This window comes from Frondihabitans sucicola, from assembly GCF_030296615.1.
Classification (GTDB): domain Bacteria; phylum Actinomycetota; class Actinomycetes; order Actinomycetales; family Microbacteriaceae; genus Frondihabitans; species Frondihabitans sucicola.
Genome location: NZ_AP027732.1, coordinates 2,981,791 through 3,005,797, shown reverse-complemented (window position 1 = coordinate 3,005,797; position 24,007 = coordinate 2,981,791). Strand labels below are relative to the sequence as shown.

Annotated in this window: 24 protein-coding genes and 1 pseudogene; 10 read left to right on the top strand and 15 right to left on the bottom strand. The window is 67.9% G+C overall.

Going from position 1 to position 24,007, the window contains the following annotated elements; translation table 11 throughout:
• The first annotated feature begins 37 nt into the window (after positions 1 to 37).
• Complete coding sequence (locus QUE79_RS15475) at positions 38 to 1,498, top strand: stealth conserved region 3 domain-containing protein (protein WP_350271561.1); 1,461 nt, start codon at positions 38 to 40, stop codon at positions 1,496 to 1,498.
• 165 nt (positions 1,499 to 1,663) lie between these two features.
• Here the strand turns inward: QUE79_RS15475 and QUE79_RS15470 are convergent, their stop codons facing one another.
• The 3 genes from QUE79_RS15470 to rplU all read right to left on the bottom strand — a co-directional run bounded on the left by QUE79_RS15470 (position 1,664) and on the right by rplU (position 3,508).
• Positions 1,664 to 2,632, bottom strand: coding sequence for a phosphodiesterase (locus QUE79_RS15470; protein WP_286343855.1), 969 nt, complete (start codon positions 2,630 to 2,632; stop codon positions 1,664 to 1,666).
• Positions 2,633 to 2,923: 291 nt separating this feature from the next.
• Complete coding sequence (rpmA, locus tag QUE79_RS15465) at positions 2,924 to 3,181, bottom strand: 50S ribosomal protein L27 (protein ID WP_286343155.1); 258 nt, start codon at positions 3,179 to 3,181, stop codon at positions 2,924 to 2,926.
• 15 nt (positions 3,182 to 3,196) lie between these two features.
• On the bottom strand, positions 3,197 to 3,508 hold the full coding sequence (gene rplU / locus QUE79_RS15460) for a 50S ribosomal protein L21 (RefSeq protein ID WP_286343154.1): 312 nt from the start codon (positions 3,506 to 3,508) through the stop codon (positions 3,197 to 3,199).
• 497 nt (positions 3,509 to 4,005) lie between these two features.
• Here rplU and QUE79_RS15455 point away from each other — a divergent pair, with 497 nt between their 5' ends.
• A complete protein-coding gene (locus tag QUE79_RS15455; RefSeq protein ID WP_286343854.1) occupies positions 4,006 to 4,179 on the top strand; it encodes a type IV toxin-antitoxin system AbiEi family antitoxin domain-containing protein in 174 nt (57 codons plus the stop codon).
• Positions 4,180 to 4,251: 72 nt separating this feature from the next.
• Here the strand turns inward: QUE79_RS15455 and QUE79_RS15450 are convergent.
• The 3 genes and pseudogenes from QUE79_RS15450 to QUE79_RS15440 form a co-directional block, all read right to left on the bottom strand.
• Positions 4,252 to 4,661: pseudogene (locus QUE79_RS15450) on the bottom strand (DUF779 domain-containing protein).
• Positions 4,661 to 6,202, bottom strand: coding sequence for an acetaldehyde dehydrogenase ExaC (gene exaC, locus QUE79_RS15445; RefSeq protein WP_286343853.1), 1,542 nt, complete (start codon positions 6,200 to 6,202; stop codon positions 4,661 to 4,663). The pseudogene QUE79_RS15450 and the gene exaC overlap by 1 nt, the downstream one beginning before the upstream one ends.
• 106 nt (positions 6,203 to 6,308) lie before the next feature.
• Positions 6,309 to 7,592, bottom strand: a complete 1,284-nt coding sequence (locus QUE79_RS15440; RefSeq protein ID WP_286343852.1) for a GAF domain-containing protein — start codon at positions 7,590 to 7,592, stop codon at positions 6,309 to 6,311.
• A 258-nt stretch (positions 7,593 to 7,850) separates the two neighbouring features.
• On the opposite strand from QUE79_RS15440, the gene QUE79_RS15435 reads away from it, so the two are divergent.
• The 7 genes from QUE79_RS15435 (at position 7,851) to QUE79_RS15415 (ending at position 12,376) form a co-directional block, all read left to right on the top strand.
• The gene (locus tag QUE79_RS15435) at positions 7,851 to 9,164 is read left to right on the top strand and encodes an ABC transporter substrate-binding protein (protein WP_286343851.1); all 1,314 of its coding nucleotides are present in this window, start codon (positions 7,851 to 7,853) and stop codon (positions 9,162 to 9,164) included.
• Between the two features lie 4 nt (positions 9,165 to 9,168).
• Positions 9,169 to 10,131, top strand: a complete 963-nt coding sequence (locus QUE79_RS15430; RefSeq protein ID WP_286343850.1) for a carbohydrate ABC transporter permease — start codon at positions 9,169 to 9,171, stop codon at positions 10,129 to 10,131.
• Positions 10,128 to 11,039, top strand: a complete 912-nt coding sequence (locus tag QUE79_RS15425) for a carbohydrate ABC transporter permease (RefSeq protein ID WP_286343849.1) — start codon at positions 10,128 to 10,130, stop codon at positions 11,037 to 11,039. The genes QUE79_RS15430 and QUE79_RS15425 overlap by 4 nt, the downstream gene beginning before the upstream one ends.
• Positions 11,036 to 11,251, top strand: coding sequence for a DeoR family transcriptional regulator (locus QUE79_RS25675; RefSeq protein ID WP_350271560.1), 216 nt, complete (start codon positions 11,036 to 11,038; stop codon positions 11,249 to 11,251). The genes QUE79_RS15425 and QUE79_RS25675 overlap by 4 nt, the downstream gene beginning before the upstream one ends.
• 95 nt (positions 11,252 to 11,346) lie before the next feature.
• Entirely contained in the window at positions 11,347 to 11,730 is a 384-nt protein-coding gene (locus QUE79_RS25670) for a DeoR/GlpR family DNA-binding transcription regulator (protein WP_350271559.1), read from the top strand.
• Complete coding sequence (locus QUE79_RS25665; RefSeq protein WP_350271558.1) at positions 11,727 to 11,849, top strand: hypothetical protein; 123 nt, start codon at positions 11,727 to 11,729, stop codon at positions 11,847 to 11,849. The genes QUE79_RS25670 and QUE79_RS25665 overlap by 4 nt, the downstream gene beginning before the upstream one ends.
• A 113-nt stretch (positions 11,850 to 11,962) precedes the next feature.
• Entirely contained in the window at positions 11,963 to 12,376 is a 414-nt protein-coding gene (locus QUE79_RS15415; protein ID WP_286343848.1) for a Dabb family protein, read from the top strand.
• A 4-nt stretch (positions 12,377 to 12,380) separates the two neighbouring features.
• On the opposite strand, the gene QUE79_RS15410 is transcribed toward QUE79_RS15415, so the two are convergent.
• The 9 genes from QUE79_RS15410 to QUE79_RS15370 all read right to left on the bottom strand — a co-directional run bounded on the left by QUE79_RS15410 (position 12,381) and on the right by QUE79_RS15370 (position 22,720).
• Positions 12,381 to 12,746, bottom strand: a complete 366-nt coding sequence (locus QUE79_RS15410) for a TraR/DksA family transcriptional regulator (protein WP_286343847.1) — start codon at positions 12,744 to 12,746, stop codon at positions 12,381 to 12,383.
• A complete protein-coding gene (locus tag QUE79_RS15405) occupies positions 12,743 to 13,780 on the bottom strand; it encodes a glutathione S-transferase family protein (RefSeq protein ID WP_286343846.1) in 1,038 nt (345 codons plus the stop codon). The genes QUE79_RS15410 and QUE79_RS15405 overlap by 4 nt, the downstream gene beginning before the upstream one ends.
• A gap of 114 nt (positions 13,781 to 13,894) precedes the next feature.
• Positions 13,895 to 14,662 carry a carbohydrate ABC transporter permease gene (locus QUE79_RS15400; RefSeq protein WP_286343845.1) on the bottom strand — a complete coding sequence of 256 codons (768 nt, stop codon included), beginning with the start codon at positions 14,660 to 14,662 and terminating at the stop codon, positions 13,895 to 13,897.
• Between the two features lie 20 nt (positions 14,663 to 14,682).
• Entirely contained in the window at positions 14,683 to 14,895 is a 213-nt protein-coding gene (locus QUE79_RS15395; RefSeq protein WP_286343844.1) for a GMC oxidoreductase, read from the bottom strand.
• The gene (locus tag QUE79_RS15390; protein WP_286343843.1) at positions 14,802 to 16,760 is read right to left on the bottom strand and encodes a GMC family oxidoreductase N-terminal domain-containing protein; all 1,959 of its coding nucleotides are present in this window, start codon (positions 16,758 to 16,760) and stop codon (positions 14,802 to 14,804) included. The genes QUE79_RS15395 and QUE79_RS15390 overlap by 94 nt, the downstream gene beginning before the upstream one ends.
• A complete protein-coding gene (locus QUE79_RS15385; RefSeq protein WP_286343842.1) occupies positions 16,757 to 18,076 on the bottom strand; it encodes an ABC transporter substrate-binding protein in 1,320 nt (439 codons plus the stop codon). Before QUE79_RS15385 ends, QUE79_RS15390 begins: the two co-directional genes overlap by 4 nt.
• 136 nt (positions 18,077 to 18,212) lie before the next feature.
• Positions 18,213 to 19,256, bottom strand: coding sequence for a LacI family DNA-binding transcriptional regulator (locus tag QUE79_RS15380; RefSeq protein ID WP_286343841.1), 1,044 nt, complete (start codon positions 19,254 to 19,256; stop codon positions 18,213 to 18,215).
• 39 nt (positions 19,257 to 19,295) lie between these two features.
• Positions 19,296 to 22,370, bottom strand: a complete 3,075-nt coding sequence (dnaE, locus tag QUE79_RS15375) for a DNA polymerase III subunit alpha (protein ID WP_286343840.1) — start codon at positions 22,368 to 22,370, stop codon at positions 19,296 to 19,298.
• Positions 22,367 to 22,720: a PHP domain-containing protein gene (locus QUE79_RS15370; protein WP_286343839.1), complete on the bottom strand. Its 354-nt coding sequence runs from the start codon at positions 22,718 to 22,720 to the stop codon at positions 22,367 to 22,369. Before QUE79_RS15370 ends, dnaE begins: the two co-directional genes overlap by 4 nt.
• 98 nt (positions 22,721 to 22,818) lie before the next feature.
• Between QUE79_RS15370 and QUE79_RS15365 the strand changes: the two genes are divergently transcribed.
• Positions 22,819 to 23,955 (top strand): FUSC family protein, encoded by a 1,137-nt coding sequence (locus QUE79_RS15365; RefSeq protein WP_286343838.1) that lies wholly within the window; start codon positions 22,819 to 22,821, stop codon positions 23,953 to 23,955.
• Positions 23,956 to 24,007: the final 52 nt, after the last annotated feature.

The following is a 24,007-nucleotide window of genomic DNA, read 5'->3' as shown; positions in this document are numbered from 1 at the left end:
CCGTCCTTCATCCGGCGGCCTCGATCGCGGCGACATCGTGCTGCGAAAAGGTCAGTTCACGCTCGTGAACGGCCACCTGACCCCTCAGCAGTCCATGCTCGAAGACCTCGTCTTCGTCAAGCGCGTGCTCGACGACGCGTCCATCCCGCACCTCCTCGTCCGGGGCAACGAAGACCGGCCCGTCATCGCCGTCGACCAGACCCAGCGCTCGCGCTTCGAGCAGGCTTTCGTCGCCGCGAGTCAGAACGAGCCCTTCTACGCGAAAGCAGGCAAGGCGCGCGCCGTGCTCGTGGCCGAGGAGGGTTTCGGGGCCGACACCGAGAGAGTCCTGCGCGTGTACCGCCCGCGGGTCGAGCCGATCGGCCGCCTGCGCTACGGAGCTTCCCTGGCCGTGCAGCTGGAGTTCTGGATCACGACCGAGACCGAGGTGCTGGTGCCGGTCGAGAACGCTCTCATGCGCCGTGAGCTTCCTCGCAGCGAGGCGATCGAAGTGCCGATCGAACGCTACGGGCTCGAATGGGTCACCCTCGAGCACATGTTCGAAGACCACGCGACCGACATCACCTTCGACATCGACATCGTCTTCTCGTGGGTCGACGGCAACTCCGTCGAGTACCAGCGCGCCCGAGCCGCCCGCGCCAAGCGGCATACGGTCGGCGAGGGCGACGACTCGGTGGCCCGGTTCCGCCAGATCGACGAGCTGAAGTACGCCCTCCGCTCCGTGTACATGTTCGCCCCGTGGGTTCGCAACATCTACATCGCCACCGATTCGCCCGCTCCCGCCTGGTTGGCCGACCACCCGCGGGTGCGCATCGTCCGGAGCGAGGAGTTCTTCGCCGACCCCTCCGTGCTGCCGACGCACAACTCCCAGGCGGTCGAGGCTCAGCTGCACCACATCGAGGGGCTCAGCGAGCATTTCCTCTATTCGAACGACGACATGTTCTTCGGTCGCCCGGTGGGGCCCGGAATGTTCTTCTCGCCGGGGTCGATCACGAAGTTCATCGAAGCCGACACCAGGATCGGCCTCGGCCTCAACAACTCCGAGCGCTCCGGCTTCGAGAACGCGGCGCGGGTCAACCGCGGCCTCCTGCAGCAGCGCTTCGGTCGCGTCACGACCCGGCACCTGGAGCACACCGCCGCGCCGCTGCGAAAGAGCGTCCTCACCGAGATGGAGCACGAGTTCGCCGACGAGTTCCGCGACACGGCCGCCTCGCCGTTCAGGGCAGCCTCCAACATCTCCGTGACTAACTCCCTCTACCACTACTACGCGCTGATGACCGGGCGGGCGATCGTCCAGGAGAACGCGAAGGTCAGCTACGTCGACACGACGATGGTGTCGGGCCTGGCATTCCTGTCCGAGTTGCTGAAGAAGCGTTCCTACGACTTCTTCTGCCTCAACGACGGCAGCTTCCCCGAGGTGACCGACGAGGAGCGCACGGCCGTCGTCACCGACTTCCTCGAGCGCTATTTCCCGTTCAAGGCCCCCTGGGAGGCGTAGCCGGCCTGCAGGTGTCTCGGCGGCGCGGCATCGGTAGCGTGGCGCCCGTCTCTCGGTCCCGTTCGGCAACCAGGAAAAACCCGCGATCTTCCTCGTTTGGAAGGAAGATTCACGGGTTTTTCCTGAAAACGCCACGGGAAGCCGGAGCTGCAAAGGCGGTTGCGGCTACAGCGTGCCGATGGGCCCCGTCAGCGACAGGTCGCGGTTCGGCGGCAGCAGCGGAGCGACGGGCTCGGCCCGGTGGCGCGGTGCGGCAGCGGGGATCACGACGCCGGCCGCTGCGAGCCGGGCGGCCACGGCCTCCGGTCCGACGTATTCGCCGACGGTGCGGAAGCTGCCGATCGGCACCACCGAGTTGACGACCGTGTCGGGGTAGACGTGCACGAGGTTGTACGACTGGCCGCCGTCCTGTCCGCGCGTGGCGTCGACGGGGATGTTGAGGTCGGCCGTGTAGCAGGTCGCCGACGCCACCGAGACGGGGACACCGGCGAACATGGCGTTCGTCGAGAAGTGGAGGTGGCCCGCGATGATGGATCGGACGTCGCTGCCCTCGATGACCTCGGCGAGAGCCGGCTGGTCGCGGAGCTCGACGAGGACGGTCAGGTCTTTGATGCTCGGCACCGGCGGGTGATGCATGGCCAGGATGGTGCCGTCGGGGGCATCGACGCTCAGCTCTTCGGCCAGCCAGTCGAGCTGGTCGCCGGTGAGCTCGCCGTAGTGCTGCCCCGGGACCGTCGTGTCGAGGGTGATGATGCGCAGGCCTCCGACGTCGTAGACGAAATCGACAGGTCGCTGCGACGGGATCTGCCCGAACAGTTCCTGGCGGAAGGCACCGCGCTCGTCGTGGTTGCCCATGGCCCAGATGATCTGGGCACCGAGCCGGGAGGCGATCGGCTCGATCAGGGCGCGGAGCTTGCGGTAGGCGCCGCGTTCGCCCTTGTCGGCCAGGTCGCCGGTGATCACGATGGCTTCGGGACGCGCCCCGGACTCTTCGAGTTCGCCCAGGATCTGGCGCAGTCGGCTTTCGCTGTCGACGTCCCCGTAGAGGTCGCCATCGGCGGCGATGAGGTGGGTGTCGCTGAGGTGCAGGATGAAGTGATCCGGCCGAGGATGTTCAGCCGTCCGGGAATCCATGATTCTCACATTCGATGTGCCGACGTGAACGACAGTGACGCTCACGCTTCTTAATCGTTGTTCGGACCCCAGTCCATCACCCGTTTGGTGCAGAAGTGGTGAACGACACCGCTACGGCTGGCAAACCATGACAGAACAAAAGACGAACCCGCACGACATTAGTCGGGCGCGACCGAGCAGGCGAGGCCCCCGTTCGAGTCTTTGGGCACTTATTCAGAAAGGTAATAACTCAAGACGAAAAGACAGGCGGCCCGTATGGACCGCCTGTCTTTCGTGATCGAGCCGATTCGGTTACGCGTCGGCGGAGACGATGTTGACGACCTTGCGGCCGCCTTTCGCACCGAACTCGACCGCGCCCGCGGCGAGGGCGAACAGGGTGTCGTCGCCACCACGACCGACGTTCACGCCGGGGTGGAAGTGGGTGCCGCGCTGGCGGACGAGGATCTCGCCCGCGAGAACGACCTGACCGCCGAACCGCTTCACGCCGAGGCGCTGCGCGTTCGAGTCGCGGCCGTTACGAGTGGAGCTTGCGCCCTTCTTGTGTGCCATTAGTCGTCAGCTCTCTTACTTGGTCGTGATCGAGGTGATCTTGACGCGGGTCAGGTCGGCACGGAACCCCATGCGACGCTTGTACCCGGTCTTGTTCTTGTAGTTCTGGATCACGATCTTCGGGCCGCGGAGGTCGTTCAGGACCTCACCCTCGACGGTGACCTTGGCGAGGTCGGCACCGGACAGGATCGTGTCGCCGTCGACGTGCAGGACGGGAACGAACGAAACGGTGTCGGACTCGGACGCCTTGAGACGATCGACGGTCAGGACAGTGCCGACCTCGACGCGCTCTTGACGCCCACCGGCGCGCACGATTGCGAATGCCATGGGTAACTCCAAAAGACTGGGGGATCTGCCCAGATCGCCGGGCAACTTCACTAGTCTTTCATAAATGTCGAGACCAATCAAACTTCGCCACCCGCCGCAGTTCACGGCTGACATCGTCGAGGAGACCCGGGAGCGGATCTCGGATCTGGTCGACGACCTCGGACGACTGCTCGCCGAGAACGGCGACGACATCGAGGTGTGGGGCTCGGCCGTCACGACGGCAGGCTGGGAGCTCGCCAGCCTGGGCCAGTGGCTCGGCCTCGAGGGGAGGCGGTGCTGCTCCTCGGCGGTGCGTCCTACCCCGAGATCGCCGAGCACCAGGGCACCAGCGGTTCCAACGTCTACAACCGCGTCGGGAAGTCGCTCACCCTCGCCCCGTACGCGAAAGCCTCGGGCGCCACGACCCGGGTCAGCGCCGAGGCCCTCGACCAGGCGCGGCAGGAGTACTCCCTCGACGATCCGACCGAGGGGAGGACATCGCCGAAGAGGAAGGCTCCTTGGCCGACCGGATTCCGGGGGTGTTGGCCGCCGGGCGTCTGTCGACGACGCAGATCGTCGAGATCCTGCCCGCGTATCGCCGCTCGAGCGTGCTGTCGACGCTGTCCCTGCTGGCTCGGGAGGGCAGGATCCTGCGCGTGGGGCACGGCGTCTACGCCCTTCCCGGCGAGTGACGCGGTGCGCACACGTTTCGGGCCACCCCGACAAGCGGGGTGGCCCGAAACCGTCCTTCCGGCCGGGGCCGGTCAGACCAGGCCGAACTCCTTCAGCTCATCGTCGGTCAGCATCCGGGACCGGATCAGGAATCGACGGCCCTCAGGGCTCTCGATGCTGAATCCCGCCCCGCGACCGGGTACGACGTCGATCGTCAGGTGCGTGTACTTCCAATACTCGAATTGACTTCGAGACATGTACACCTCGATCGGTTCGAGCCCCCGATCCGGAGGTCGCCGAGATGGACGTCGACCGCACCCACACGGAAGAAGCCCACGGGATAGCACATCGGCGACGAGCCGTCGCAGCAGCCGCCCGACTGGTGGAACATCAGCGGGCCGTGCTTCTGAGTGAGTTCGACGAGGAAGGCGGCTGCCTCGGGCGTGACGTCCACCCGAGACAGCGCCGTGGTGTCGCCTGAGGCGACGGTCATGTCAGGCATCAAAAGAACCCCATGGGCCCGTCCGCGTACGAGACGAGCAGGTTCTTGGTCTGCTGGTAGTGGTCGAGCATCATCTTGTGGTTCTCGCGTCCGATGCCGGACTGCTTGTAGCCGCCGAACGCAGCGCCCGCCGGGTACTGGTGGTAGGTGTTCGACCAGACGCGGCCGGCCTGGATGTCGCGGCCCGCCTTGTACAGCTGCGCGCCGTTGCGGCTCCAGACGCCCGCGCCCAGACCGTAGAGCGTGTCGTTCGCGATCTTGATGCCGTCGTCGTAGTCGTTGAAGCTGGTCAGCGACAGGACGGGCCCGAAGATCTCCTCCTGGAAGATGCGCATCGAGTTGCGCCCCTCGAAGACGGTCGGGTTGACGTAGTAGCCCTCGGTGAGGTCGCCGCCCAGGTCGGCGCGATCGCCGCCGAGCAGCAGCTTGGCGCCCTCCTGCTTGCCGATGTCCATGTAGCTCAGGATCTTCTCGAGCTGGTCGTTGGAGGCCTGGGCGCCGATCATGGTGTCCATCGAGAGCGGGTTGCCCTGCTTGACGGCCTTGACGCGTTCGAGCCCGTCGGCCACGAAACCGTCGTAGATCGACTTCTGGACCAGAGCCCGAGAGGGACAGGTGCACACCTCGCCCGAGTTGAGGTTGAAGAACGTGAACCCCTCGAGGGCTTTGCTGTAGAAGTCGTCCTTCTCGTCGGCGACGTCGGCGAAGAAGACGTTCGGGCTCTTGCCGCCGAGCTCGAGGGTCACCGGGATGAGGTTCTCCGAGGCCATCTGCATGATCAGCCGACCGGTCGTCGTCTCGCCCGTGAACGCGATCTTGCGGATGTTCGGGTGCGAGGCCAGGGGAGCGCCGGCCTCCACGCCGAAACCGTTGACGATGTTCAGGACGCCGGCCGGAAGGAGATCCTGGATCAACTCCATGAAGACGTGGATCGACGCGGGGGTCTGCTCCGCCGGCTTGAGGACCACGCAGTTGCCGGCGGCCAGAGCGGGCGCCAGCTTCCACACGGCCATCAGGAGCGGGAAGTTCCACGGGATGATCTGGCCGACCACGCCGAGGGGCTCGTGGAAGTGGTAGGCGACCGTGTCGTTGTCGATCTCGCCTGTCGAGCCCTCCTGGGCGCGGATCGCGCCTGCGAAGTAGCGGAAGTGGTCGATGGCGAGAGGGACGTCGGCGGCCAGTGCCTCGCGGATCGGCTTGCCGTTGTCCCACGTCTCGGCGACCGCCAGCATTTCGAGGTTCTCCTCCATGCGATCGGCGATCTTGTTCAGGATGATCGCGCGCTGCGTGATCGTCGTCTTCTTCCACGAGTCGAACGCCCGCCACGCGGCTTCGACGGCCCTGTCGATGTCGGCCGCATTGCCGCGCGCCACCTCGGTGAAGACCTTGCCGTTCACGGGAGACGGGTTGTCGAAGTACTGGCCGGAGGCGGGAGCGACGTATTCGCCGCCGATGTAGTGGTCGTAGCGGGGCTTGAACTGCACCTTCGCTTCGGGTGATCCCGGAGCCGCATAGGTGTTCGGAGGAGTGGTGACGGTCATTGTCCTGTCCCTTTCGACGTCGTTGTCTGGCGAGCGCGAGGTTCACTCGTGCTCCCACCCGACGGTACGGCGGGGCAGGTTGCAGATGGTTGCGGCGGCCGGGCCCTCAGGCGCGGTCGAGCAGCTCCAGGCGGGCGACGATCCCAGCTCGCCTCGGGGAGCGCGGAGGAAGCATGCCCAGCGCGGCCATGAGGATGCTGCGGTCGTCTTCGCCGGCCGCACCCGCGTAGTCCAGCAGGACGTCGACGGAGGCGTCCGCGAGCAGGGACTCACGGACCCGCGTGGACAGGTTCTCGCGGATCTCCTCGATCCCGGGCGCCACCGAACCCGGCAGGACCGGTCCGCTGTAGGCCTCGACGGCCCGACGGTGCGCTCCCCGGTCGAGCAGGGCGACGACGCGCGACACGTCGGAGTCGAGGGGCCCGAGGAGGCGGTACGGCCGAGACAGAGGTGCAAGCCGCGGATCGAGGACCTCCAGGGCGTGACGCAGACGCACCATTTCGGCGCGGAGCGTGATAACGGCTCCCTGGTCGCCGTAGACGAGGCTCGCGAGCTCCTCGGCGCTGAGGCCGAGCGGATGCCACGACAGCAGGGTCATCAACTCGCTGTGACGCGCGCTGAGAGACACGATGTGCCGACCGTCGGAGAGCAGCGCGACGTCGCGCCCGAGCACGGTGAGTGTGGCGGGCGCTGCCGCGGTCGTCTTCGCGATCCTGCTTCTGGCCGGAGTCGTGCGGGGAGTGGTCCGGAGTCGGGAGACCATGAGCTCGGCCTCCATGGCCGCGGCAGTCGCCTCGAGCAGTGGCAGAGTGTGCGGGCCGACCGCGCGGTCGTCGCCCGTGATGTCGAGGAATCCCAGGATCGCGCGCGTGACGGGATCGTGGATCGGGACGGCGGTGCAGCTCCAGTTCTGCACCATCACGTTGAAGTGCTCTTCACCGCGGATCTGGATGCCGTGATCCAGCACCAGGGCCGTGCCGGGAGCCGAGGTCCCCACTCGGCTCTCGGCCCAGCCGGCCCCCTCGACGAAACGCATGTCCTCCGCAGAGCGTTTCGCCGAGCTGTCCCCCTCGACCCAGAGGAGACGGCCCTTCTCGTCTCCGAGCGCGACGATCAGCCCCGAGCCCTGGATGTCGTTCAGGAGAAGGCTGCGGACGACGGGCAGCAGCAGCGAGAGCGGGTGCTTCCGGCGGTAGTCGTCGATGTCGCTCTCGGGAAGCTCGAACTCGGGAAGCAGACGTTCCGGGTCGAGGCGGCGGTCGCGTGCGCGCTCCCACGACTCGGCGACGATGCGCCGAGGCAGGACCGAGGGGCCACGGCCGTCGCGAGGAATCGCCAGCCAAGGACTCGGCGCGCGAACGCCCGCCAGCTCGTCGTCGGGTCGTGCCATGCCACACCAATCGTCGTCGATTGTGACGGTGCACCCGATGATCGGGCTCACCGCCGTGATGTGTTCACTGTACGGCGCGCGTCGCTGTCGGGGAAGCGTCGCCGCCGGCGAAGTCTGCGCGACCGCGTCGTGCGCGAGAAGCATCCGATGCGCGGATTCCTTGCACGCCGTGCAGAAAGGGCTTGACGAACGGAAACGAATGCTTATGCTCGATTCATCGTTCAGAGTTGATCGAAAATCTTTACAAAGGGGTAGGGAATGCCAACGACCAAACCTTCATTGTTCAGCGCCGAGTACGACCGGCGGCAGGTCTTCCGATTCGCGGGGGCGGGAGGCCTGGCCCTGGCCTCGGCTTCTCTCCTCGCGGCCTGCACGGGGACCTCGGGCGGCGGCGGCGGGTCGTCGTCGTCGAAGACGACCACGGTCGGATCCAACTACTCCGACCCCGGCGTGAAATCGGCTTTCGGCGCCGTGACGAAGGCCTTCGACAAGTCGTCCGGCGACACGCTGAAGGTCAACACCGTCAGCCACAACGACTTCCAGAACAACATCAACAACTACCTCCAGGGCAGCCCCGACGCCGTGTTCACCTGGTTCTCCGGCTTCCGCATGAAGTCGTACGCCAAGTCGGGCCTGACTCTCCCGCTCGACGACGTGTGGTCCAAGATCGGATCGAACTTCTCCGACTCGATCGCGAAGGCCTCCACGGCCGACGACGGCAAGAAGTACCTGGTGCCGTGGGTGACCTACCCCTGGGCGGTCTTCTACTCGAAGAGCCTCTTCGCCGACAAGGGCTATGAAGTGCCGGTCAAATGGGACGACTTCAAGTCTCTCGCCGCCCAGATGAAGAAGGACGGGCTCATTCCCATCGCCTTCGCCGACAAAGACCTCTGGCCCGCGTGCGGCACTTTCGACTACCTCAACATGCGCATCAACGGCTATCAGTTCCACGTCGACCTGATGGCGCACAAGGAGTCCTGGAACCAGGCCAAGGTGAAGGACGTGTTCGATCACTGGAACGAGATCCTGCCGTTCCACCAGACCGGCGCCCTCGGACGCATCTGGCAGGACGCGGCGAACGCCATCGGCACGAAGAAGGCCGGCATGATGGTCGTCGGCAGCGACCAGATCGGCGTGCAGCTGACCGGTGCCCAGTACGACGACCTCGACTTCTTCGCCTTCCCGGAGATCAACCCCGACTACGGGCAGACCGCGGTCGAGGCTCCCATCGACGGCTTCATGATGTCGAAGAAGGGCGCGAACGACAAGGTGGCCACCGCGTTCCTCGAATACCTCGGCACCGCGAAGGCGCAGCAGACGTACCTCGGCGTGAACAAGGCGGACATCGCCACCGCGAAGAACGCCGACACGTCCAACTACACGGCCCTGCAGAAGAAAGCGCAGAGCTTCATCGGCGACGCCAAGGACCTCTCCCAGTTCCTCGACCGCGACTCCCTGCCGGCCTTCGCCTCCGACGTGATGGAGCCGGCCCTTCAGTCGTTCATCAGCTCGGGCACCTTCGACATGGCCAGCGTGGAGTCGCAGGCGAAGCAGAAGTACGCGAGCAACTGACCGGATGACCGTGCACCAAGCGGACACCGAGACGAAGGATCCGCCCCAGCGCCAGCAGCGCTCCCTCCGTCGACGCCTGAAGACGCTGAGCACCACCGACAAGGTGGTGCTCGGCCTCATGGTCGGCATCCCCACCCTCATCGAGGCGTGTCTCATCTGGCTGCCGTCGCTGGCCTCGATCGGCCTCTCGTTCGGTCGGTGGGACGGCATCGGGAGCCCGACCAACATCAAGGGCGCCGGGGTCGCCAACTACACCTACATCTTCACCAACTACCCGGCCTTCTGGCCGGCCGTGCTGCACAACCTGATCTGGCTGATCTTCCTCGCCGTGATCGCGACGCCGCTCGGGGTGCTGCTGGCGGTGCTCCTCGACCGCAAGATCCGGTTCAGCCGGATCTACCAGAGCATCTTCTTCCTGCCCGTCATGCTGTCGCTGGCTCTGATCGGCATCATCTGGCAGCTGATCTACTCCGGTGACAACGGCTTGATCGACAGCCTGCTGGGCATCGCGGGGAAGCCGCAGTCGATCGACTTCTTCGGCGACAAGAGCATCAACCTGTGGGCCGCCCTGATCGCCCAGACCTGGCGCCACGCCGGCTACGTCATGATCCTCTACCTGGCGGGGCTGAAGGGCGTCGACGCCTCGCTCAAGGAGGCCGCGGCGCTCGACGGCGCGACGGCCTGGCAGACCTTCACCCGGATCGTGTTCCCGGTGATGAAACCCATCAACACCGTCGTCATCGTGATCACAATCATCGAGGCTCTCCGGGCCTTCGACCTCGTCTACATCATCAACGCCGGGACGAACGGCCTCGAGCTGCTGAGTTCGCTGGTCGTCCAGAACCTTCAGGGCGAAGGGCAGGATCTCGGGGTCGGCTCGGCGATCGCGACGGTCCTGCTGGTGGTCTCCCTGGTCCCGATCGTCATCTATCTCAGCAGGACCTTCAGAAAGGACCGTGTCGAGTGAGCGCAACCCTGGACACCTCGGCCGTCCCCCTCGGGACGCGGAACACCGTCGTCTCGAACAAGCGACGCAACAGCCCGTGGATCTACGTCTTCCTGACCGCCGTCGCCGTGCTGTGGCTGATCCCGCTCGTCTGGACCCTCTACACGTCCCTGCGTCCGAACGCCGCCACGACGAAGCTCGGGTACTTCTCCGTCGGCGGAGGGCTCACGTTCTCCAACTTCGGGACGGCGTGGAACAGCGGGTTCGGCACCTACCTGATCAACTCGGCCATCATCACCGTGCCGGCCGTCGTCATCACGCTCTTCCTGGCATCCTGCGTGGCCTTCGCCGTCTCGCGGTTCGCCTGGCGGTTCAACGTGGTGGTCCTCATCCTGTTCACGGCCGGCAACCTGCTGCCGCCTCAGATCCTGGCCACGCCGATCTACCAGCTCTTCAAGAACATCCCGCTGCCGTTGAGCGTCTCCGACTCCGGATCGCTGCTCAACACGTACTACGGCGTGATCATCATGAACGTGGCGTTCCAGATCGGCTTCTGCACCTTCGTGCTGAGCAACTACATGAAGGCGCTGCCCGACGAACTGGGCGAGGCGGCCCGGGTCGACGGGGCCAGCGTCTGGCGCCAGTACCGGTCGATCATCCTGCCGCTGTGCCGACCGGCCCTCGGCGCCCTCGCGACCCTCGAGGTCATCTGGATCTACAACGACTTCTTCTGGGCGCTCCTGCTCGTGCAGTCGGGCGACCGGCTCCCGGTCACCACCGCGATCAACAACCTCAAGGGCGAGTTCGTCAACAACTACAACCTGATCGCCGCGGGCGCGATGATCACGGTCATCCCGACCCTGATCATCTACTTCGTCCTGCAGCGTCAGTTCGTCGCCGGTCTGACCCTCGGAGCGAGCAAGGGATGACCGCGGTCGACGACGGGGGCCCGGTCATGCTCGCCGCCGGACGGCGGGTGGAGATCATCGACCGGCTCCGTCGTCAGGGAACGGTGCGGGTGCGCGAACTCGCGCGATCCCTCGGGGTCTCCGACGTGACGATCCGGCGCGACATCGAGGCTCTCGTCGCGCTGGGGGCCATCGAGAAGGTGCACGGGGAGCGCAGCTCCTCGGCACGCTGAGTCGAGACGAACCGGCCTTCGAGACGAAGAGGACGCGCCAGACGAACGAGAAGGGCGCGATCGCGCGAGCGGCCGCAGGGCTCGTCGAACCCGGCATGGTGGTCGCCATCTCGGCGGGGACCACCACCGTCGCCCTCCCGGTCGAGCTTCGCCGGATCGCCGATCTGACCATCGTGACGAACTCGATTCCGGTGGCGGAGCAGTTCGAACCGTCGCGGCTCGACCCGCGTTCTTCGCAGACGGTTCTGCTCACCGGCGGCGAGCCGACTCTCTCGAGCGCTCTGGTGGGGCCGATCGCCGTCTCCACGGTCCGCGGGCTGCACGTCGATCTGTTGTTCCTCGGGGTCCACGGCATGCACGAGAAAGCCGGGTTCACCACGCCCAATCTGCGCGAGTCCGAGGTCGACCAGGCCCTCGTCGAAGCAGCCCACCGCGTCGTCGTCCTGGCCGACCACACGAAGTGGGGGTCGTCGGGATGAGCACCATCGGTCCGCTCTCTGCCGCCGACGTCCTCGTGACGGACTCCGGGCTGAGAGGCGAGGCCCAGGCGGTCCTGGTCGATCGTGTCGGCCGTCTGATCATCGCCTCGGCGTCCTGACCGACCCGTGTTCTCCGCGGTCCGGACCGTGTTCTGCGCCGTCCGGCCTCAGCGACAGCCTGGCGTCTGCCGCGAGCGTGGGCAAGGGGCGTCGGGCGGTGCAGACTGACAGCATGAGCGATCTGGCCTCCGAACTCGCCCGCGTCGGAGTGGCGCGGTTCACCGCACCGGAGTACGCCCCGGGCAACGTCGTGCACGTCGTGCTGTTCCGATTCCGTCCGGAGGTGGATCAGCGGGCCAAGGACGAGGTCGAGCATCGGTTCCGTCGGCTGCAGAGCGAGCCGGACGCCGAACGGGGCGCGTACATCCTGTCGATCGAAGCAGGCACGCAGGCCAGTGGCGAAGGCGCAGGCGGCGGCTTCGAGCTCGGATTCGTCGTCCGGTTCGCGTCGGAGGGCGACCGGAACTACTACGTGGGGGCTCCGGTTCAGACCGACCCGGCTCTCTTCGACCCCGCGCACGCCGCATTCAAGGAGTTCGTGGGGCCGCTGATCGCGAACGTGCTCGTCTACGACATCGTCGACTGACGGCTCACGAGGCGCAGTCGAGGCACAGCGCCGCCATCGGTCGAGCCTCCAGCCTCGCGGACGGGATCGGGCGGCCGCAGTCCGCGCATACACCGTACGTTCCGGCGTCGAGTCTCGCGAGCGCGGCGGTCGCGTCGGCGGCGCGCGCGAGGGTCGAGGAGCGGATCGCCTCCAGCTGCGATCGCTCGAACGCGATGGTCGAACCCTCGGGGTCGTGTTCGTCGTCGACGTTGGAGGACTCGCGGGCTTCCGCCACGGCGGTCATGTCGAGCTGGAGCCGCCGTGCGAGCTCGAGAGCATCGTCGCGGATGGCGATCAGGCGGGTGCGGATCGTCCGGTCGGGCGACGGCCGCGCGCTGCTGGTCGTCACACCCGGGCGGCCGTCAGGGACGGTACCTCTTCGCCGGGGCGGGGCTCGCCGGGCGGGGTGCCGTCGCCGAAGGGTCTGCCGCCGAGTTCGTCGCGGTCGTGCGGCGCAAGCCATCCGCGCGGGTCGGGCCCTGCCGGGACGATGCCGGTCGGATTGATGTCGCTGTGCACGATGTAGTAGTGCTTCTTGATCTGCTCGAAGTCGATGGTGTCGCCGAAGCCGGGGGTCTGGAACAGGTCGCGCGCGTACGCCCAGAGCACCGGCATCTCGCTGAGCTTGTTGCGGTTGCACTTGAAGTGACCGTGGTAGACGGCGTCGAATCGGGCGAGCGTCGTGAAGAGGCGGATGTCCGCTTCCGTGATGGTGTCGCCGACGAGGTAGCGCTGGTCGGCGAGTCGCTCCTCGAGCCAGTCGAGCCGGTCGAACAGGCGGGTGTAGGCACGTTCGTAACTGCCTTGTGATCCTGCGAATCCGGCCCGGTAGACACCGTTGTTGACATCGCGGAAGATCACCTCCGCGACGTCGTCGATCTCGTCGCGCAGAGCATCGGGGTAGAGGTCGGGGGCTCCGTCGCGGAAGAACTCCTCCCACTCGGTGGCGAAGTCGAGAGTGATCTGCGGGAAGTTGTTGGTGACGACCTTCCCGCTCGGGACGTCGACGATCGCGGGGACGGTGATGCCGCGCGGGTAGTCGGGGGTGCGCTTGAAGAAGGCCTCCTGGAGGCGCTCGATGCCGAGCACGGGGTCGACTCCGCCGGGGTCGAGGTCGAAGGTCCACGAGCGAGCGTCGTGGGTCGGGCCCGGGAGCCCGAGCGAGATCGCGTCTTCGAGGCCGAGCAGACGCCTCGAGATGACGGAGCGGTTCGCCCACGGGCAGGCGCGGGCCGCCACGAGCCGGTACCGCCCCGCTTCGACCGGCCAGCCGTCGACCGCGTCGCGGGTGATCCTGTCTTCGATGTAGTTGGTGTCGCGCGTGTACTCCTGGCCCGGGGTCACGTAGCTGCCCGGGGTCGCTTCTGCTTCGACGTCGCTCATGCCGCCACCCTAGGAGTTCTTCCTGATGTCGTCACCGTCGTCGTGCGCAAAAGACCGTCGATCGGACACGTGAGCGGCAGGTTGCGAACGATCACGGGGAAGGAGAAGGGCGGGTCAGCGGCCGGAGAAGGAGCCGCTGAAACCATCCGTCCGGAACGAGCGGTGGAAGACGGCGAACAGGATCACCGGCGGCAGCATCATGAGCAGGGCCAGCTGCGGGGAGTGCCCGAAGCTCTCCAGGCCGATCGCCAGCGTGTAATTCTGCTGGGAACGCAGGAACACCAGGGCGACGAGATAGTCGTTCCACGACAGGAGGAACGTGAAGATCGCCGTCGCGAGGATGCCGGGAAGGGCGCCGGGCAGGATCACGCGCCAGAAGGCTCCGGCGACGGAGCACCCGTCGAGCCAGGCCGCCTCTTCGAGTTCGACCGGCACGGCTGCGATGGCCGTGCTCATCATCCACACGGCCGCGGCCAGGCTCGTGCCGATGTACACGACGGCGACACCGGGGAGCGAGTCGACGAGGCCGACCTTCGCGAACAGCAGGAAGAGCGGCACGACCGCCGTCACCACGGGGAAGGCCTGCAGCACGAACACGACGAGGGCGTATCCGTTCACCACGCGGGCTCGCCCCCGCGCGAGCACGTAACCCGCGGGCGCGGCGACCAGCACGCACACGACCACCGATGCGAGCGAGACGGCGAGGCTGTTGCGGAACCAGGGGAGTGCCGGGCCGGCGGCGAGGCGGGCGAGCGGCCCGACACCGCCCGGGCCGACCGGGGCGACGGCACCCGCGACGACGTGGCCGATCGGCACCAGGATCACGGCCGTCACGACGACGAGGAGCGCGAATCGGCCCCAGGCACCCCGCTTCGCCGTCACGCGATCAGCCTAGGGCGCTCTCAGGCCGGCGCCGCCTCGAGCTCGGTGCGGGTCGGCGACGACCAGCCCCCGGCCATGTCCTCGATGGTGCGCAGGGCGGTCGCGAAGATCGTCAGCACCGGGTTGACCCCTCCGTTCGTCACGTGAACGGAACCGTCGGCGACACGCAGATTGTCGTGCCCCCAGACGCGGCCGAACGGGTCGACGACGCTCGTCGCCGGATCGTCGCCCATCCGGCAGGTGCCGGCCTGGTGCTGCCCGCCGCTCGGTCCGCTGCGCACGAACTCCGCCTCCGAACCGCCCATCGCAACGACGCGGCTCGCGCCGGCGGCACGCAGCCACTCCGCGCTCTTCTGGGCGAGGAAGGTCCGATTCTTGAAGTCCTCGCGGTGCTTTCCCCGCTCAGCACGGCGACGGGCATTCCCGTGGCGTCGACGGTCGCCGGATCGACACGCACGCGCGAGTCCGCCATGGTCACCTCCTGGATCGGCCCCATCAGTCGCAGCATGCGCCGGGAGAGGTCTCGCATGCCGTGCTTGCTCTCGAGACCGGCGAGCGGCAGGAGCCCTGCGGAGACGAGGTAGCCGTAGACGTTGGCCGGCAGCGCCACGAACTCGTTGGCGATCATGCCGCCTCCGACGAGGCCCTCGTTGCCGTGGCGGAAGTCGGTGGTGGCGATGGACGGCCCCGGGCCGATGAACTCCTCGACGACGTCGTCGAACAGCGCCGTTGCGCCCCCGTAGACGTGCGCCTGCAGGTGCCGGCCGACCTGATCGGCGTTGTTGCCGAGACCGTTCGGCTCCCGGTCGCTGGTGCTGGCCAGCAGCAGCCGAGCCGACTCGACGGCGCCCGCGGCGACCACGACCTCGGCGGCGTCGACCTCGCGCTCCCAGGAGTCTCCGGCCCCGGTTCCGCGGACGGTGACGCCGACGACTCTGCCGGTCGCGTCCGTCCGGAGACGAACGGCGCGGGACTCGAGCAGGATCACGCAGCGCCCGGTCGCGAAGGCCCGTGTCAGCATCGTGTTCTGGCTGCCGTTCTTCGCGTCCACCGGGCAGGCGAATCCGACGCACATGGAGCACTGGGCGCAGGCGTGCCGGCCGAGGTACGGCGTCGAGTTGATCAGCAGCGGCACGTGGACCGTCGAGATGCCTAGCGAGTCGGCGGCGCCCTGGAGCCGGGCCCGCTGGGTTCCCGACGGGAGAGGCGGCATCGGGAACGGTTCGCTCCGCCCGCCCGACCAGGAGCCGTCGCTGTCTCCGCTCACTCCGATCTCGCGTTCGGCGCGCGAGTAGTAGTGCTCGAGGTCGTCGTACGAGATCGGCCAATCGGCCAGCGAGGATCCGTCGGGAGTGCCGTAGGTCGAGGCCATGCGGAAGTCGAGCGGGGCGAACCGCCAGGCCTGCGCTCCGTACACGCGGGTACCGCCGCCGGCGGTCATGGCGTTGTTGCTCCACGGGTAGTCGGAGGGACGGAGCTCGACACGCACGCGGCCGTCGTCGAGGACGCGTGGATTGCCGTCGTCCGGCGGCCCGGAGAGCGGAGCGACGCCCCAGTCGGATCGGGGGTTCCGGATGTGGTCGGCGGAGAGCTCCGCGATCGACGGCCAGGGGCCGGACTCGACCACCAGGACGCGACGGCCCTGCTCGGCGAGACCGCAGGCCGCCACGCCGCCTCCCGCGCCCGACCCGATGACGATGGCGTCGTAGCGGTCGTGCAGCTCGGCCGGTCCGATCACGGTCCGGCGAGCCTCGGCCACCGGCACGTCGACGGGCCAGCCGCCCGCCGGTGCGCGACGCCAGCCGATCATCGACCACGACGCGGCGTCGGAGTTTCCGCCGTTGGCCGGGTCGGCGTAGTAGCCGGCGGCGACGAGGGCGGCGAACCAGGGCCAGTCTTCGTGGGAGGCGGCGTTCTCGGGATCCGCGATCAGACTCTCGATCCTGGTCTCCCAGTCGGGGCGTTCCCGGAGCATCCGCCGGAGGTACTCGAACCCGCCGCTGTCGACGGCCGACGGGAACTCGTCTCTCGGCACGACCTCGTCGAGCAGGAGCCGGAGTGCATCGGCGTGAGTGGCGACGAAGTCGTGCGGTGTCATTTGATGGTCTTCTCCAGTGAGGACTGCAGGGTCTCGAGGATCGTCTTCGACGACTGCTTGCCCTGAATGATCTGCTGAACGAATGTAGCGCTCGCGCTGCCCCCGTCGACCGCGTTGAGGGCACTGAACGCGGATGGCGCCTTGGCGCCGATGGTCTTGCCGATCGGTTGCCACTCGTCGATCGACTTCACCAGGTTGGGGTTGTTCTGGATGACGGGCAGGTTCGTGATGCTCTTCTTCACCGGGAGGTCCGTTTCGACGCCCGAGGTCCAGAAGCCGTGGATCTGATCGAGGTACCAGGCCGCGAAGGCCTCCGACGAGGCTTGCGACGGCGTCGTCTTGAACATCATGAGCGGGTTGATGTAGTAGACGGTGCCCGTGTCGCCGTGCGGCCCCTTCAGCGGGCTGGCGACGACGAGATCCTTCTGCTGGTCTTTCGGGAAGGTCTTGTCGAGTCCGGTCTGGTTGAAACCCATCCCGACGGTTCCGTTGGTCCAGCTCGTGGCGAGGTTGGTGGAGGTGTAGCTCGCCGAGCCGGGGTCGATGATGCCCTTCCGAACCAGCTCGTTCAAGAAGTCGAGCGTCTCGATGTTGCGGTCGGTGACGGCGTCCGGGGTCTCGTCCTCGGCGAACAGGCCGCCACCGTTGTTGATCATCAGCGCCGAGACCGTGTGCTGAGCGTCGGTCGTGGTGCTGCCGCCGGCGAGGCCGAGCCCGATGATGTTCTTCTTCTTGAGCGCGGTCCCGGCGGCCACGAAGCCGTCCCAATCGGTCGGGACGTCGGCGCCGGCCTTCTCCAGGAGCGATTCGCGGTACCAGAGCACGCGCAGGTCGAGCGACCATGGGACCGCGGCATAGCCGTGTGACGTCTTCATGGCGGGCAGAAGGCCCGGCAGGAAGTCGTTGGCCCCGTTCTTCGTGAGGAGGTCGACGAGGCCGTCGGCGGGAGCGACGGCACCCTGTTCGAGGAACGCGAACGGGAGGAAGGCCGCTCCGGTGCTGACGGCCGGTGTCGTCTTCGAGGCTGCCGCGGAGGTGAAGGTCTGGTACCAGTTGGCCCACGGGACCGACTGGTAGGTGACCCCGCGGTTCTTGCCGCTGGGCGTGTAGCCGTTCGCGATCGATTTCGCCTTGGCGGTGTAGGTGTTGCCGGTACCCCAGACCATGTCCCAGAATTTGATGTCGCCGGCGGCGGTGGCGCCTTTGGAGCCTGCGGGTGCACAGGCTGCGAGACCCAGGGTCGCGGCGGCCGCGAGGCCACCGCCGATGAGGCTGCGTCGCGACACGGGGCGACGGAAGATCGATGAGTCGTTCATGGTCAAACTCCTTCGTTTGAGCCGGTCCGGGCAACGCCGGTGGCGAGGATCAGATCGCCACCGACGTGAGATAAACCGGTTTACCTGACGAGAAGGTAGCATCGCCGCAGGATCGCGTCAACGATGTGCTCGTGTGTCAGTGTCGAACGGGGCCGACGCTGCCGCGGAGCACCAACTCGAGCCCGGGCAGTTCGACGTCGACGACCTCTCCGCCGTCGAGGACCTGGAGAAGCCGGCGCGTCAGGATCCTCCCGAATTCGATGGTCGAGTGCCGTAGCGCCGTCAACGGAGGAACCGCGATCGAGCAGAGGTCGGAGTCGATGAACGAAGCGATCGAGACGTCGTCGGGAACCTGGAGGCCGAGCGAGTGACAGGTCGAGAGACCCGCCAGGGCCATCAGGTCGTTGTCGAAGACGATGAACGTGGGCGGGTCGGCCTCGGAGAGCAGCGACGCGGCCGCCGCGGTTCCTTCGCCGGTGCTGTAGTCGGTGAAGCGGGTGACGACCCGGGCGCCGCGACGAGCTCCCCAGGCAGATGCGGCACGGTCGCGGACGACGACGGCCGACTTCGACGCGCTGCCGCTGATCCAGCCGATGCTGCGGTGCCCCAGGTCGTAGGCGGCGTCGAGAAGGCGCTCGGCGCCGGGGCTCTCGGACATCCAGACCGAGGGCACCTCGTCGGCCGTCGGCGGGCCGGTCTGCCGGCTGCGGAACGAGGCGACGGGCAGGTGGAGCTCGTCGAGGAGCGCGAACCGTTTCTCGTGCGTGTCGATGTCGGTGAGCAGGACCCCGTCGACTCGGCGCTCCGAAGCCCAGCGGCGATAGAGCGCCTCTTCTTCGGCCCGATCCGCGACGAGCTTCACGACGAGTGCGAGCTCGGTCGTCGCGAGTTCGAGCTCGATGCCGGCGAACAACTCGGTGAAGTAGGGATCGATCGTCGAGGACTTCGGGGTGCGCAGGATCGCCCAGCCGATGGCGCCGGCCCGGGCGCCGGAGAGGGCGCGCGCGGTGCCGTTGGGCGACCAGCCGAGATCGGCTGCGGCGGACTTGACGCGAGTGCGCGTCTCCTCGGAGACACCGGCTCGACCGTTGAGGGCGTGCGAGGCAGCCCCTTTGCTCACTCCGGCGCGGCGCGCGACGTCGACGATCGTGACGCGCGCTGGGATCTTCTCGACGGTCATCTCTTCTCCGGGTCGCCTCCGATCGTAGGGCAGAGCGGCTCAGGGGCTGATCAGTTCGCCGGCGACGTCGCCCGTACCCGAGGCGTGCTGCGCCTGCCAGTCGCGCCACAGCTGCTTGAGATCCCAGGCGTTGTCGGCCTCCAGCGAGATGCCCCGCTCACCCGTCCGGCGGGTGCGCCCCTGGATCAGCATCAGCCTGGTGCCGAACAGAAGCGGGCCCGCACGCTGCTGGGCCTCCTCGAAGAAGGTGGCGTCGGAGCATCCCGAACCGTCGTCGAGGCTGATGAACACCACCCGCTTGCCGCTCTTCATCGGCGGGGTCTGCGTGGCGATCCGGATGCCGGCGACGAGCACGGTGGTGCCGTTCCAGTTGTCGAGCAGGTCGGCGGCCCTCGTCACGCCGAGGTCGTCGAGCATCGGGCGGTAGCTCTCGATGACGTGCTCGCTGACCTCCATCGAGAGGATGTCGAGCTCGTCGCTGATCCGCTCGCGCGCCGAGACGTCGGGGGTGCCGAGCGGAACGGACGACGACTCGTCGACGTCGAAGTCGAGCTGGTTGGCGGCGTCGGTCGGCTTGGGGCGTGACGCGCGACCGATGAGCTGCCGGATGCGCGCCAGCACGTCGCCGCGGGTGCGCCCCTCGCCGCCGAGCGAATCGAGCGCGCCGACCTGCCCGAGCCGCTCGAACAGCCGCCTCGACGGTGTCGCCCGCTGATAGAAGTCGGCGATCGACGTGTACGGGCGGTTCTCGAGGATGCGGGTCAGCTCGTGCTCGTTGATGCCCTGGACGTCGACGAGCGACAGCCGGATGCCCAGCTCGCCCGGGTAGGTGCGCGCCACCGGGGTGCGCGGAGGCTTGATCCGCTCGACGTGGTAGACCTCGCTCGACGCGTTGACGTCGAGGGGCAGCACCGGGATGCCCATGCGCTTGGCCTCGGTCAGCAGCAGGCGCTTCGGGTACATGCCGGGGTCGTGGGTGAGGATGCCGGCCAGGAACTCGGCCGGGTAGTGGGTCTTCAGCCAGGCGCTCTGGTAGGTCGGCAGTGCGAACGCCGCGCCGTGCGCCTTGCAGAAGCCGAACGAGCCGAAGCCCTTCAGCACGCCCCAGATGCGGTCGATCTCTTTGTCGGTGAAGCGCCGCCGACCCTTCTCGTCGCGATTCTCGGCCGTCTCGCGCCGGAAGCGCTCTTCGAGGTCGGTGCGCTTCTCCATCGCGCGCCGGATCTCGTCGGCCTCGGCGAGGCTCACGCCCATGGTGGCGTTGAGGATGCGTAGCACGTGCTCGTGGTAGATCACGACGCCGTAGCTGTCTTGCAGGAACGGCGCGAACGACGGGTGCAGGTAGTCGGGCTGCTGGAACCCGTGCTTGGTGTCGAGGAAGGGCGCGATCATGTTGCCCTTCATCGGCCCCGGCCGGAACAGCGAGATGTCGGCGATGAGGTCTTCGTACTGGTCGGGCTGCATCTTGCCGATCAGCTCGCGCTGGCCCGGGCTCTCGATCTGGAACATGCCGAGCGTGTGGGTGGTGCGGATCGCCTCGTAGGTGGGCTCGTCGTCGTGCGGGATCGCGTCGAGCTCGACGCGCCCCTGCCGGTTGACGTAGGGCACGTCGACCGGGAGCGCGCCGGCGACCGCGGTGCGGGTGCCGTTGACCCGCTGGATCTCATCGAGCGCGAAGGCCATCGACGACTGCATGCGCACCCCCAGCACGTCGAGTTTGAGCAGCCCCGCATCGTTCATGTCGTGCTTGTCGAACTGGCTCATCGGCAGGCCCATGCCGCTCGGTTGCACGGGGGTCATGCTCAGCAGGTCGGAATCGCCCAGGATCACGCCGCACGGGTGCATCGAGATGTGACGGGGGAGTCGATCGAGCCGCTCGGTGAGGTCGACCAGGAGATCGATCTGGTCGTTCGAACGGACCAGCTCGGCGATCTCGCGCAGCTCGGGCTTCTCGGCGAGGGCGCCCCGGAAGTCGCGCGCGTTGAAACGCCAGACGTTGTTGGCCACGAGGTCGATCTGCTCGTCGTCGAGCCCGAGCGCCAGCCCCGCGTCTCGCACGGCCCCGCGCGCCCGATAGGTCGACTGCATCGACATCAGGGTCACCCGGTTGCTGCCGTAGCGGTCGAAGATCGCCCGATAGACCTCGTGGCGGCGGGCCGACTCGACGTCGATGTCGATGTCGGGCAGGGTCTCGCGCTTGTTGCCGAGGAAGCGCTCGAACAGGAGGTCGTGTTCGAGCGGGTCGACGTTGGAGATGCGCAGCAGGTAGGTGATCAGGCTCCCGGCGCCGGAGCCCCTGGCGGCATTGCGCACCCGGAGATCGCGCATCATCTGCGACACGTCGGCCACGGTGAGGAAGTAGCTCGCGAAACCGAAGCCCGTGATCGTGTGCAGCTCGTCTCGCATCCGGCGCTCGATCTTCTCGCGCTGCGCCATCGAGACGTCGCCGAACCGCTCGGTGACCCCGGCCTCGGCGCGGCGCTGCAGCACCTGGTTCGGGTCGCCGTCGACGCCGATCGCGCTGAGCTCGGGCACCTTTGCCGTACGCCAGCCGAGGTCGGTGTCGGGGTCGAGGCGGCAGCGGTCGGCGAGGACCTCGGTGGCGGCCAGCATCTCTTCGGCGGCCCGGCGGTCGAGCGAGGAGCCGCTCGCGATGCGGTGCGCCACCGCGCGCATCTCGTCGGGCGGCTTGAGCCAGGCCTGCGCGTTGGGCTGCGGCTCGAACGACCCGAGGGCGGCCAGGTGCCCGGCGGCATCGAGGACGTCTGCCGTGACGGCGCCGTCGGGATCGCGGTAGCGAACGGCATTGGTCAGGATCGCGGGAACCCCGGCAGCGTCGGCCAACTCGAGCATCCGCGCGGCGTGACGCAGACTGCGGCTCTCGCCCGGTTCGGTGAAGTGGCAGACCACTTCGATGACGACACCGCCCGGCAGCTCGGTCTTCCAGTCGGCGAGGAGAGCCGCGGCCCGTGCGTGTTCGCCCGCTGTCACGGCGCGCCCCACGTCGGAGTCGGGACCGAGCAGAACGGTGCCCGTCGCCCCGTCGTCGCCCATCAGGAAAGCGCGGATGCGGGCGCGGGAGATGGTGGCGACGCTGTTGGCGCTGCCGCTCACCCGACGCGTGGCCCGGCCGTGGGCGGCGCTGATGAGGCGGCACAGGGACGCCCAGCCGGAACCCCCACGTGCCCGTGCGCGAGGACCACGACGCGGTCGGCATCGGCGGCCGTCGGCGCCTTGCCCGCCGTCGGGGTCGAGGCGACGCCCAGCTCGACGCCGACGATCGGATCGATTCCCGCTGCCCGGCAGGCCCCGATGTGCCGGATCGCGCCGTAGAGTCCGTCGCGGTCGGTGATCGCCGCGGCATCGGCCCTTTTCGCAGCGGCCTGGCCGACGAGCTCGAGCGGGGTGGCCGTGCCGTAGTGGGCGCTGAACGACGAGGCGACGTGGAGGTGCGTGAAGCTCACATCGACCGCCTCTCGCTCTCGAATCGAACGTGTGTTCGAACAGTGTAGGTCACGGCGAACCTCCGCGGTCACCCAGTTCGATCTGGCATCCTGCCTCGATGCCCTCTTCCCGGACAGCCCTTCCGCGCGCCGCAGCGGTCCTCGCGTGGCCCCGGCTCCTTCTCGCCGCCAAGGCGGCCGTCGCAGCCGGACTCGCCTGGTGGATCGCGCCCCACGTCCCCGGCGCCGCCGCCGATTTTCCGTACTACGCACCGCTCGGCGCGGTGGTCAGCATGTACCCGACGATCCACGCCTCGGTCCGCCAGGGCCTGCAGACGCTCCTCGGGCTCGTGCTCGGAATCGTGCTCGCCCTCGGAGTCGTGGCGCTCGGCCACCCGACGGTGATCACCGTCGCCGTCGTGATCGGCATCGGCGTGCTCGTGGCCGGCCTGCCCTTCCTCGGCGGGGGCCGCGACTGGGTGCCGATGGTGGCCCTGTTCGTTCTCCTCATCGGAGGCCGCGACAGCGCCGACTACTCGTGGGGATACCTCGTGCAGATGCTCATCGGCATCGGGGTCGGCGTCGTGGTCAACCTCGTCGTGGTCCCGCCGCTGCACACGACCAGGGCCCGCGACCGGCTGCGCGGTCTCCGGCGCGAGCTCTCGGCCCGGGCCGCCGAGCTGGCGGGAGTGTTCCGCACCCCGTGGCCGGTCGACGACTCCGAGTGGGAGCGGCGCGTCGAGACGCTTCCCACAACGCTCGCCAAGGTCCGTGCGGCGGTCGAGCTCTCGGCGGAGTCGCGCCGGCTCAACCCCCGACGAGCCCTGGGCAGGATCGACGTCGAATCCGACCGAGGGCATCTGACGGTCTCCGAGACGGTCGCCTTCCACCTCCGCGAGGTCGCCGAGGTGACGTCTCGGCTGGCCCGCCGCGACTCGGAGCCGGAGGAGCGCAGGATCGACGCGCGCCTGGCCCCACCGCTCGGCCGCCTGCTCGACGGCGTGGCGAGTCTGCTGGCGGCCGCGCCGTCCGACGAAGCGGACGCGGCGCGATCCTGCCGCCGTCTCGTCGACGAAGTGTTCCGGGAGATCGACGACACGGGGGCGCCCGCCCGCGACTCGGCCGCCGCGTCGTCGATCGCGCTGTCGCTCGGCCGCGCCGTCACCGCCGTGTCGCCGGACGCGTCACCGACAACGGTCATGAGCAGTACGGTTGACGTTGGCACCGGGGCCTCTTCGCGCCCCTGCCCGACCTGACCGGTTCTGCCAGGGTCACCCTCGCCGGGAATTGTTCCCGCGCCGGCGCGTT